The sequence below is a fragment of the Halomonas sp. MES3-P3E genome, assembly GCF_002836035.1.
Classification (GTDB): Bacteria; Pseudomonadota; Gammaproteobacteria; order Pseudomonadales; family Halomonadaceae; genus Vreelandella; species Vreelandella arctica.
This window is the reverse complement of sequence record NZ_PJBT01000044.1, coordinates 1-11,388: the sequence shown is the minus strand read 5'-3', so window position 1 is coordinate 11,388 and position 11,388 is coordinate 1. Positions and strand designations below refer to the sequence as shown.

Sequence of the window (11,388 nt, the reverse complement as noted above, 5' to 3'; positions counted from 1 at the left end):
CGCAAGCCGAGGTTGTATCCGCATGTTACCCAAAGACATCGAATCTATATTTGACCGCATTCCACCCGGCACCCAAGTCAACATCATCAATCAGCCGATCAAGATAGGTTGGGAAGGCGGTCAGCCGCTGATTCAAGCCTTTCCGCCGCTTGGAGAAGAAGAGCACAGTATGACCGCACTCACAGAGACCATGACACGCCTTAACCAATACAATGTCGATAACGTAAACCTCGATTACGAGCAGCTCAGCGATGTCCTGTCACTCTCTAACGGGCTTATAACCCCACTACATCCAAAGCAGGAACAGGAGCCACAGCGCCACAGCCCAGAAGAGAAGGCTATCAAGGGCATTTATGAAGACCTGGTTTTGACGTCATCTCAACGGTCATGACACGCCTTTTGGCACCCCCTTGAGCCCTGGCATATAGGTAGAGAGCCATAGCCCCGTCCAAACGGCGGGGCGACATTCGCCTACAGAGTCGCGGGGCCCTCCAAGTGACTGCACGCTATCAGTGTCTTAGCACTCAATATCCAGAGGCAGCCAGTAGGTAACGCCACCCACTACCACCTGTATCCCGTCTGTCGTCCGCTCTACGGTCTGTTGTCGAAGCATTTTCTGCGTTACTTTTGTGTCATGGAAATACTCCATGGCAGCAACGATCCATGCCTCTCTCCAGGCCTCTCCTTGATCAGCACACCGGGCCATCGTCATCAGAGTGCGGGCTAGTGTTTCTTTTCGCCGCTTTCTTGCCCGTTTTACATCCACCCGAGGAGCCAACGTGGTGGCATGTTGGCGATTTAAGAAATTAGTAAACCCCGTCACCGAGGCTGCTTGTCCAGGCACCGCCTGCAAATAGTTGTCCACATCGCCCTGTTGTGGAAGTCGCTGCCCCTCCCGGTCAGTAGCGAGTAGCAATGCGGCTGCCGCTCTTAGTGCAAGTCGTGCGGAGGTGTGGGACGTTTTGCCCGCCTCTATACGGGTTTCTAATTGCTGCCAATAAGCATGCAGCGCTTTTTCTGATAAAGAAGCGGACGGCATAGACCTGAGACACGCTTTGATACGTCGTTTCTCTGAGTCGATCTTCTTTGCTTGGAGATCCGGCTCTACCCCTTGCTCTTCATGCAGCCATCGCATAGGAAGTCTTACACGCCGCAACCCCTCCGCCCCGAAGTGATGAAGCAGCTCCGAATAGCTCGGTATCCGTGACCATGCCTGGTCGACCTCAAGGAAGAACGAGAAGAAATGATTGATCTTGAGAGCAGCCTTATGCGGCCCTGTGGTACGAATCAGCCATTCACCAAATTCCCCAAAGGCCTCACGTAACGCTTTGGTGGTGATACCGGCTTGGCCAATGATGATCCGCTTACGACATGTACGCGTCCAATAGCAGGGCTCACAGGCATCGCCTCGACCCGCTGGCATGGGATTACCACACGATGGGCAGGCAATTTCCCCTCGCTCATTACAGGCTTTGCACAACACATCCCCGTTGGGTGCCACCACCAATAAGCGATGTCGACGACACGCAGAACAGGTACCGTGATCAGCCGTCGCACAGCGTGGACACAAGCGATGAGCATGCCCCATACGCGTCACTCGGGTAAGACGTTGAGAGGATTCCCCACACTCCTCGCAGGACTCTGGCTCTCTGAAATAGGGAGCGCAGGCGATACAGACAGGGCCGTAGGGAGTGACCTTGCCGATGTTGTAGTCTGAACTGGCTTTTCCACATCGTGCACACGGTTTGTCGACGTCGCACTGACGACAGACGGCGTCTGGGTCATTCTTAGGCAAACGAGCTAACTCACCACATCGTGGGCATATCCGCCGCTTAAACTCACGAGCATAGCAAGTTGAGCAGTAACCATGCCCCTAATGGCGTCGCCACAATTTGGAGACTTCTCGACCACACTCATCGCAGTCTACCGTTTTGTGTTGCTTCAAGAGGTTGGCTCCGCTTTCATTCTGCGCTTTAAACGCGCCCAAGAGGCTCTAACAGCACGTTCCGATGCAGGGCGATGATCCGGTTGAACACGGCGGCGATGTGGCCCATGAGGATGATGAGATAATCGTGATAGCATCGGTAACAGTGCAACGGGAGGTGACTTTCGAGGATCAAATAGCGCGCTCGTTTTCACATTGAACGCGACAAACGTCCTGAACGCCTCCTCAACACCTATGCTCATTAACCGCTCAACCGCCGTCAATAAAGCACTCCGCTCGCTAATAGGCAACAGCTCAAACGCCAATCCAGATATAGGCATTCGGTTATTCACGACGGGAATACCTAACGACAGAAGCGCTCCCGCGAGGGGTGACGTAGGCCGCCGACTGGCGCGCCGCATAACGCCAACCAAGAAGCTCGCCATAGAAAACCAATCCGCGAGTGTGATAGAGGTGTTCCCAAATGCCGCCCTATCCCCTTGTCAAACACGATCAGCCAGCACTTGGAAACTGAACGCTTCAGGTAAAGGTGACGTGCATACTGCCTTTCTAAAATTCTCATGGCACCGGCTGCATTGAGCTAAATGTTGATCTTCCGCTGACAGGCGATGAGGCTCTATAGGAGCCTTGCATACCGGGCACTCATCTATCAGTTGCACCCCATGAAAGCGGCACCCAGTGTGCCAAGCGAATCGCCAGTGTCGGCGCAAGTAGGGGGCTGAGTCCTCTGCCAAACACAATGCACAAATCTGTTGTCCTCCATGGCGAGTTCGATTTCGGCATGCCCACATACAAAGGAACCTGTAGGAACTCCCAGGGGAGGTTCAGCAGAAAGGCAAATAACGCTACATGAAGCTCCCTAGCCGAGCGGACCACGCGTAGTTTCCTGCAGCGCTTACCCTGAGGCTAGCCTTGCGTATAGATGTGACTACCATTCAATGGCAGCTCCAAGGCTCCTTCTTGGCGTTGTCCTTCACATTCTGATCGACAAATCGATAATGCTCCTCCTTGAAGCGGTTCCACCAACCACGACTGATTTCGACCGCATATTTGTCGAGAATATCTTCGACGCAGTCGAGGCAGAGACGTGAGGCATCATAGGCCAGGTGAAGCTTTAGTTTCTTCTCATCGAACGAAACACTGTCTAGCCCGTATAGCTCATCAATATCTGCAACAGCCGCTTTCACCGCATCCAGATCGCTGGAATCAAGCTTTAAGTGTCGGTTCACCAAGGTCGTTTCAGAAACTCCCAACCGATGCTCTCTGTGTGCCATGAGAATTCTCCTCGTACTGTAATATCGTTAACGTTCTTCCAATATTATCGACATACCTCATATCACTTGTCTTGCTTATCGGTCCGATGTAGCAACCATGGTTCGCTGACTACGACATGCAGTGGTGACCAGGAACGCACCTGCTGCCAACATTGGTACCGTCAACAACTGTCCCATAGTGAGCCAATCAAAGGCGATGAAGCCCAATTGAGGATCGGGTAAGCGCACAAACTCCACGATGAAACGGAAGGTGCCATACAGAAGCAGGAATAGACCCGAGATAAGCCCTTGAGTTTGCGGTTTCCGTGACACCCACCACAACACGACAAACAGCACCACACCCTCCAGGACAAACTCGTAGAGTGCTGATGGATGTCGGGGTTCAGGCCCCAAGCCCAGCATGGGAGGGAAGATCATCGCCCAGGGCACTTCGCTGGCCCTCCCCGGCAACTCGTGATTGATGAAGTTGCCCAGACGCCCTGCCCCCAGACCGATCGGCACCAGCGGGGCGATGAAATCGGTCAGCTGAAGGTAGGCCAGGCGGTGACGGCGAGCGAACAGCCAGGCGGCTACCAGCACGCCGGCAAGACCTCCATGGAAACTCATGCCCCCTTCCCAAATCTTGAAAAGCCATAGGGGGTTGGCTATCAGCTGGTCGAGCCCGTAGAACAGCACATAGCCCAAGCGCCCTCCAATGATGACGCCCAGAGCGCCATAGAAGATCAGGTCGCCGATATCATCATGGGTCAGGCCGAGGCGGTGCGCTCGCCGCCGCCCCAGCCACCATGCGGCCGTCAGCCCCACCACGTACATTAGGCCATACCAATGTAGCTGTACCGGTCCGAGGGAAAATGCCACTGGATCGATCTGTGGGTACGCAATCATGGCAATTTCCTCGCGCCCTTCAGGCTTCTATGAATCGCTCGACGCTACGCCAGCGGGTTAGCAAATAGCCAAGCGTGCTTTCTTATCTACCAGCATAGCCTAATGGCCTGAATACAAACTGAATCTTGACTCACGAAGTGCAAATTCAACCTAATTCCAGGGGGCATCGCTGGTGTACCTCACATCGAGTACCACTGACGATTCGTGTTAGGCTGGGAGCCCTCGAGATACGGCATTCGCGTATCTAGAATGTGCCACCCAGCCTTGTCGATCCTGACGTTATGCATGATTCACATGGCGGCATTTCCACAGGTAGTAGACACAGGGCAACACCAGAAGCGTCAGTATCACTGCGCTCAACATCCCCCCCACCATCGGGGCCGCAATGCGGCTGACCACCTCGGAACCCGTGCCGGAGCTGTACATCAGTGGCAGAAGACCGGCAATGGTCGAGACCGATGTCATCATTACCGGTCTCACCCTGAGAGCAGCACCGTGCAGCACGGCGTGGCGAAGAGTCTCCCGACGGGGTTGTACTCCCTTGTGTTGGCAGCGCTCGAGCATCTGCTGATAGGCCTGGTTGAGATATACGAGCATGATCACTCCGATCTCGACTGCCACCCCGGCCAGAGCGATAAACCCCACTCCCACGGCCACGGAGAAGTTATAGCCCAGCAGGTACATCAACCAGATAGCCCCTACCATGGCCAGCGGCAGCGTGCCCATGATGATGGCTACCTCACTGAAGCGTTTGAAACTCATGTAGAGCAGGATCACTATGATTGCCAATGTGAGAGGCACCACATAGCTCAACTTCTCTTTGGCACGCAACATGTATTCATACTGCCCGGACCACGTCACCGAATAACCGGCGGGCAAATCGAGCTCGTCCGCCACGACGTCCATGGCGCGCTGCACATAGGTACCGACATCCACGCCTTCGATATCCACGAAGGTCCAACCGTTGGGACGTGCGTTCTCGCTCTTGATCGCCGGTGGTCCGTCCTCCACGTAGATGTCCGCCACGTCGGCTAGAGCGATGCGCTGCCCATTGGCGGTCACGATCGGCAGCTCGGCCAGCCGCTCGGGGGAGTCCCGGTAATCCTGTGGGTAGCGCAGGTTGACCGGGTAGCGCTCCAAGCCCTCGATGGTCTGAGTGATGTTCTGACCACCGATAGCGGTTGCCACCACTTGTTGCACGTCGGCAATGTTAAGGCCATAGCGCGCAGCCTGAGCGCGGTTGATATCGACTTTGATATAGCGCCCTCCGGCCACCCGCTCGGAATAGACCGACGCAGTACCGGGAACATCGGCAAGGATCGTCTCCAGCTGCTGTCCGATGGACTGAATCTGATTGAGATCTTCTCCGCCCACCTTGATGCCCACCGGCGTCTTGATCCCGGTCGCCAGCATATCGATGCGCGTCGAAATCGGCATCACCCAGGCATTGGATACCCCCGGTATCCGCACCAGGCTGTCGAGTTCCTTCTTGAGCTTGTCGGTGGTCATCCCCTCTCGCCACTCTTCCCGCGGTTTGAGCTGAATGAATGTTTCGATCATGGTCAGCGGCGCAGGGTCGGTAGCCGTGTCGGCCCGTCCGATCTTGCCAAACACCGTGTCCACCTCCGGCACGCTGGCAATCAGTTTATCGGTCTGCTGAAGGAGCTCCCGCGCCTTGCCGATCGACAGCCCTGGATAAGTGGTCGGCATGTACATCAAGTCGCCTTCATCCAGGGGTGGAATAAACTCGCTGCCAATCTTGCTGACCGGCCAGAAACCCACCAGGGTTATCGCCAGCACCAAGGCGATCGTCGTCTTCGGGAAACTCAATACTGCCTTGAGTACTGGCATATAGACCCCGACCAGCAATCGATTGACCGGATTCTTGTGCTCAGGAAGTACGCGGCCGCGGATGAAATAGCCCATCAGCACCGGAACCAAGGTGACCGCCAGCCCGGCACTGGCTGCCATGGCATAGGTCTTGGTGAAGGCCAAGGGTGAAAACATTCGCCCCTCTTGGGCCTCGAGGGTAAAGACAGGAACAAAGCTGACAGTGATGATCAGCAAGCTGAAGAAAAGCGCCGGCCCCACCTCCACCGCCGAATCGGCCACCACCTTCCATCGGTTTTCGGACGTCAGTGGCGTACGCTCCATGTGCTTGTGCAAATTCTCGATTAACACGACGGCGCCATCGATCATGGCACCGATTGCAATGGCGATACCCGCAAGCGACATGATGTTGGCGTTCATACCTTGCCAGTTCATGATGATGAAGGCAGTGAGGATGCCCATCGGCAGGCTGATCATCGCTACCAACGCAGAGCGCAGGTGGAACAGGAAGAGCACGCACACCAAGGCTACGATGGCCAACTCCTCGAGCAAGCCACGCAACAGGTTGTCTACCGCCTTCTCGATCAAGCCTGAACGGTCGTAGACCGTCACGACCTCCACCCCCTCCGGAAGGCCGGACTGGAGCTGCTCAAGCTTGGCCTTGACGCCATCGATCGTCTTCTGGGCATTCTCTCCTGTGCGCATGACCACGATACCGCCGACGGTCTCACCCTCCCCGTTCAGTTCGGCAATGCCACGACGCATCTGGGGCCCAATCCCGATGTCGGCGACATCCTTGAGCAATAGAGGCGTTCCGTTGTCATCCACACCCAATGGGATACTGGCAAGATCCTCACGACTCTGGATATAACCTGTGGCGCGCACCATGTACTCGGCTTCGGCCATCTCGACGACCGAGGCGCCCACTTCCTGGTTGCCCCGCTGTATGGCGGTCTGGATGTGAGCCAGGGGAATGTCGAAGGCACGAAGTTTCTCCGGATCTACCACAACCTGGTATTGCTTGACCATGCCGCCAAGCGCCGCGACTTCAGAGACGCCCGACACGGTCTGAAGCTCATACTTCAGGAACCAGTCTTGCAGGCTGCGCAGCTCGCTGAGGTCATGTTGGCCAGTTCTGTCGATGAGGGCGTAGAGGTAGACCCACCCCACGCCAGTGGCATCAGGGCCAAGCTGTGGGCGCGCACTGTCCGGCAGCGTAGGCGCTACCTGAGAAAGGTACTCCAGTACACGAGAGCGCGCCCAGTATGGATCGGTGTCCTCGTCGAAGATCACATAGACGTAGGAGTCGCCGAAGAAGGAGTATCCACGTACCGTGGCCGCCCCGGGGACCGACAGCATGGCCGTAGTGAGCGGGTAGGTGACTTGATCTTCGACGACCTGCGGAGCTTGGCCCGGGTAGTTGGTCTTGATGATCACCTGCACATCTGACAAGTCCGGTAGAGCATCAATCGGGGTATTCTTGACTGAATAGATTCCCGCCCCCGCCAGAATCACGGCAGCAAGAAGCACGAGAAAACGGTTGCTTATTGACCAACGGATCAACGCAGGAATCATTACTTGCTCTCCCCAGTTGCATGGCCTTGATGGCTCATCGCGTCTTGCTGGCCGCGTTCCGCATTACTGGTTTCTCCGTGATCCATGCCCTCATCGCTGGGTGCTTTAGTCTTATCATCGTCAACATGCACACCGCGTAGAGCGAATTTGTCTTCCGCAATCCGTTCGAGTTCGGCATGGATGTCCATACCGTCTTTCAGCTGTTCAAGGCTAACCGTATCAGCAACCTGGAAATCCATGCTCATGGCCGGCCAATTCCAAGCCGCTATAGGGGCATGGGAAAGCGTTACCATGCCATGATCCGGCATGACATCTTCGACGCGTGCCGGCACCCATACGGTCTCAACAAGGGAATTCTCATCGGCCTCTTCAGCACTGTCACTATGCTCCATTCGTCGAAAGTCTGATGTTCGACTTGACTCGGAATCCAGAAGGAACTGAGCCGACGTAACGATGCGATCGCCCTCCTCAAGGCCCGATAATATCTCGACGGTTTCCCAACCCACGCGCCCGACGTCGACTTCGATCGATTTGAATTTTCCATCACCCAATGCAAGAACGACACGCGACTGGCTTCCGGTGCGAATCAAGGCCTCACGGGGTATTTGCAATGCCTCCAACGTCGTGTTTGACATAATGGTCAGCTGAGAAAACATTCCAGGTTTTAGCGCCAGGTCATCGTTAGCGAAACGCACCCTTACACGAGCCGTACGCGTCTCACTATCAATACTTGGATATATATAGTCCACCACCCCTGTCCACTCCCGTTCGGGTAGATAGTCAAGAGTCATGCGAACCTCATCTCCCTCAGCGATCAACGCTGCCTGGCGCTCAAACACCTCTCCGACAGCCCACACATGATCAAGAACGCCAATACTCATCATGCTCATTCCTGGCTGTACGAACATTCCTTCACGCACCTGCAAATTATCCAGGACGCCACTTTGGGGCGCACGCAAGATGATCGCCTGACTCACTTGACGACTGTCCCTTAGCTTCTGGATAGCCTCATTGGGCACCTGTAACGCGCGCAGCCTTTCCAAGGCGGCAGAAATCAGACGTTGGTTGCCGCGGTTCATTGCAAGCAACAATTCTTCCTGTGCATTCACGAGCGTCGGCGAATAGATCGAGTAGAGCGGTTGACCTTGGGTAACACGATCGCCTTCGGACTTGGCAAATAACTTTTCTATCCACCCCTCGACGCGGGGGTGGATATGCACCAACTTGTCTTCATCGTATTGGACATAGCCAACTGTCCTTACCGTGGCGTCAAATGTATCCTTTTCGACAACGCCCGTTTTAACACCAAAATTGTTGACGACATCAGGAGAAATCTTGACTGTTCCTGGGGTGTCCCCTTCGTCTTGATCATCATAAACAGGCACTAGATCCATCCCCATCGGGGATTTTCCAGGCTTGTCTCGCTTGTAGTTGGGATCCATCGGCGCCACCCAGTAAAGGGGAGTGCGTTCTCCACTCTCTTCCCCACCAGTCTTATTACTATCTTTTCCAATAGCCGTTTCTACTGCGTTCAGGACGAATGTCTTCCCTCCCAGAACCATACTGCCGGACACGCCCAACAGGACGCCTAACGATATAACGAAAAAGTACCTACCCATTTGATTCATCGTGATGTCTCATTCCAGACTTGAGAAGTCGTGAGTTAGCGTGAAGACGTGCCTTGGGACAGCAGGTAGTTGATATCTGAAATCACCTTGAGTCGTTGGGCTTTCAGGCCTATGAGCTCCACACTCGCATTGGTTTCATCAATTCGTGCCCGCACGGCTTCTGCAAAATCACCATCGTCATTGTTATAGGCATTCAGGGAAGCTTCGGCCTGCTCGCTCAGCTCGGGCAATAATCGTTGCGTATACAGGGTTAATCGTTCATCGAGGCGCGCCAACTTAACCCAATTGGTTTCCAGCTGGGCAATCAATTCACGAACCAAGGTTTCTCTCTCGTACCGGACCGCTTCATGACGTGATGCCGCTGCTGCGACATTCTTGTCCTGACGATTTTCCGTGAACACAGGTAGATCGAAGGCCACTCCCACAGAGAACAGGTCGGACCGGCGTCCGCCCATAGGGTCGTCCTCGCGGTAGCCGTACTGTGCCGATACACCCCATTCTGGTTTGTACTGCTGCCTCGCCACATCGACCCCAGTCTCCATGGCATCTATCTTCTGCTCCAATGCCAGCACTGCAGGGTGACGCCTCACTCGCTCATACCACAGCTGACGACTGGGACGTTCAGCGTCAGTGAAGAGGCTTGGCTCTACCAAAACAAGCTCGGGGAAGTCTTCCGCTATCGGTAGCATCGCCTCACTCCCCAACCATTCAGTTAACTGCCGCTCTTCTGCCTCTTGTTGCTGTCTGAGATCGGTCAAGCGATCCTCCAGGCGAGTCAGCTCCAACTGAGCACGAATCACATCGTCTTGGCGGGTCATTCCGAAGGCGGACGCATAACTCACCTCGGCCACCTCCGCTAGCTGCTCGAACAAGCTACGATCACGTTCTATCCGACTGATGCTCAGCTGAGCCCGAGTGGCTTCCAGCCAAAGCTGGCTGACCACAGCCTCGACTCTCGCTTCTCTGTTCTGGCGCAACATCGGCTGCTGGGCGGCAAGCTGCTGCTTCTGTTGCTTGGCAAGCACCAGGCTATCCCCTCTGGGAAACAGCTGGCTGATGCCGATGCTGAACTGGGTCATACCTTCTTGATTCAAGTCAAAGGTATCAACCGGCAGATTTCCCGCTTTCAATGAAATCTGGGGATCAGGGAGCTGGGCCGATGCAATGGCCTCGTTCTCAAGGGCGGTTTCAATGGACGCACTTCCGGTTAACCAGGGGTCCTGATCAATGGCTATCTGTATCGCTTTTTGCAAATTGTCCGTTTCACTTCCGGCAACAGCAATAGCTGGCATCCAGGCGACACCCAAGACACCGCTGAATAACAATGCAGCCTTGATCACAGTGGACCTCCAAACAAAAGGATTACGCTCAAAAAAATACAGAAAATTTAATAAAATAAATAATCAAACATTAAAAACTACGTTTACTAATTACTTTAAAATCATTAAACGAAACATTTAAAGTAATTGTTGGCCAGCATTAGCCGGCCAACTTTAATTTATCACTGAATGTCTACATGCAGACTGTACCGGTGTGTATCACTTTCCCCACGCCCCCCCGTATCTCCTGAAACAATCAAGCGGTACTCGCCTTCATCGAGTCTCTCATCAATTTTGAAGTCTCCATTGACAGAATTAGCTTCCGAAACGATATTGCCGGATGCGTCCATCAGTTTTGCTTTCATGCGAAGCATAAAGTTTGATCCAGGAAAGTGCTCACTAGCTATCTTGACCTCGGAGCTTTCGTTTAATGAGAGCACATACTCATGAGGAAACCCGCTGGTCAATATTCCACTAGGTGTAACTCCCTCCGTCAGCTGTTTGGCCTGAGATTCAGAGTATCCAAAGCTTGCGAATGCTGGTATGGCAACTACGCTAATGATTGCGGCGGCAAGTGACGTTTTGATTTTCATTTTAACTCTCCATTCCTGTTTGATGACACGCTTAGAATACAGCGCTTACCTGCAACCACCCTTAACATCCAAATTGAAAAAAATGACTTGAGTCATTTTTTCTTCTCATACTGCCAAACGAGCTGAGGGTAGGACGTGATGAAGGTTTTTAACCTGTGGCAGAGCAGCTTTTGTAAGATATCCTTAAAGCAGACTTCAAGGTCAAGGCCTCATTTTAAATTTCGATGTACAACCGAAAGGTTTGCCATAAGCGCCCGTTGAAGACTTGACCTTTGGGCAGCCTGGCGGTTGTAAGCTGGCTACGAGTAAACAAATGAGGGTAAGCCAATGCGAGTCTCC

At 54.1% G+C, this 11,388-nt stretch carries 8 protein-coding genes and 1 pseudogene; 1 reads left to right on the top strand and 8 read right to left on the bottom strand.

Translation table 11 applies throughout. The features are described 5' to 3' along the window. The coding region (locus tag CXF87_RS10560) for a L,D-transpeptidase family protein (protein ID WP_332870636.1) at positions 1 to 391 on the top strand (391 nt) is incomplete at its 5' end. Positions 392 to 517: 126 nt separating this feature from the next. Here the strand turns inward: CXF87_RS10560 and CXF87_RS10555 are convergent. The 8 genes and pseudogenes from CXF87_RS10555 to CXF87_RS10520 all read right to left on the bottom strand — a co-directional run bounded on the left by CXF87_RS10555 (position 518) and on the right by CXF87_RS10520 (position 11,049). After that, positions 518 to 1,423: a hypothetical protein gene (locus CXF87_RS10555; RefSeq protein WP_101146615.1), complete on the bottom strand. Its 906-nt coding sequence runs from the start codon at positions 1,421 to 1,423 to the stop codon at positions 518 to 520. A 1,004-nt stretch (positions 1,424 to 2,427) separates the two neighbouring features. Then, positions 2,428 to 2,748: pseudogene (locus CXF87_RS22395) on the bottom strand (TniQ family protein); the annotation flags it as partial. A 132-nt stretch (positions 2,749 to 2,880) separates the two neighbouring features. After that, positions 2,881 to 3,219: a hypothetical protein gene (locus CXF87_RS10545; protein ID WP_058577545.1), complete on the bottom strand. Its 339-nt coding sequence runs from the start codon at positions 3,217 to 3,219 to the stop codon at positions 2,881 to 2,883. 75 nt (positions 3,220 to 3,294) lie between these two features. Further along, positions 3,295 to 4,104 (bottom strand): prolipoprotein diacylglyceryl transferase, encoded by an 810-nt coding sequence (gene lgt / locus CXF87_RS10540; protein ID WP_101146613.1) that lies wholly within the window; start codon positions 4,102 to 4,104, stop codon positions 3,295 to 3,297. A 279-nt stretch (positions 4,105 to 4,383) separates the two neighbouring features. Continuing rightward, complete coding sequence (locus CXF87_RS10535) at positions 4,384 to 7,509, bottom strand: efflux RND transporter permease subunit (protein ID WP_101146612.1); 3,126 nt, start codon at positions 7,507 to 7,509, stop codon at positions 4,384 to 4,386. Then, positions 7,509 to 9,137: an efflux RND transporter periplasmic adaptor subunit gene (locus CXF87_RS10530; RefSeq protein ID WP_198556050.1), complete on the bottom strand. Its 1,629-nt coding sequence runs from the start codon at positions 9,135 to 9,137 to the stop codon at positions 7,509 to 7,511. Before CXF87_RS10530 ends, CXF87_RS10535 begins: the two co-directional genes overlap by 1 nt. A 35-nt stretch (positions 9,138 to 9,172) precedes the next feature. Then, complete coding sequence (locus tag CXF87_RS10525) at positions 9,173 to 10,477, bottom strand: TolC family protein (RefSeq protein WP_232774886.1); 1,305 nt, start codon at positions 10,475 to 10,477, stop codon at positions 9,173 to 9,175. A gap of 161 nt (positions 10,478 to 10,638) precedes the next feature. Further along, a complete protein-coding gene (locus tag CXF87_RS10520) occupies positions 10,639 to 11,049 on the bottom strand; it encodes a hypothetical protein (protein ID WP_101146611.1) in 411 nt (136 codons plus the stop codon). Positions 11,050 to 11,388 lie beyond the last annotated feature (339 nt).

Coding starts and splice junctions, on each gene's coding strand:
- lgt (WP_101146613.1), bottom strand. CDS start 4,104: ATGATTGCGTACCCACAGATCGATCCAGTGGCATTTTCCCTCGGACCG.
- CXF87_RS10535 (WP_101146612.1), bottom strand. CDS start 7,509: ATGATTCCTGCGTTGATCCGTTGGTCAATAAGCAACCGTTTTCTCGTG.
- CXF87_RS10555 (WP_101146615.1), bottom strand. CDS start 1,423: ATGCCAGCGGGTCGAGGCGATGCCTGTGAGCCCTGCTATTGGACGCGT.
- CXF87_RS10520 (WP_101146611.1), bottom strand. CDS start 11,049: ATGAAAATCAAAACGTCACTTGCCGCCGCAATCATTAGCGTAGTTGCC.
- CXF87_RS10530 (WP_198556050.1), bottom strand. CDS start 9,137: ATGAATCAAATGGGTAGGTACTTTTTCGTTATATCGTTAGGCGTCCTG.
- CXF87_RS10545 (WP_058577545.1), bottom strand. CDS start 3,219: ATGGCACACAGAGAGCATCGGTTGGGAGTTTCTGAAACGACCTTGGTG.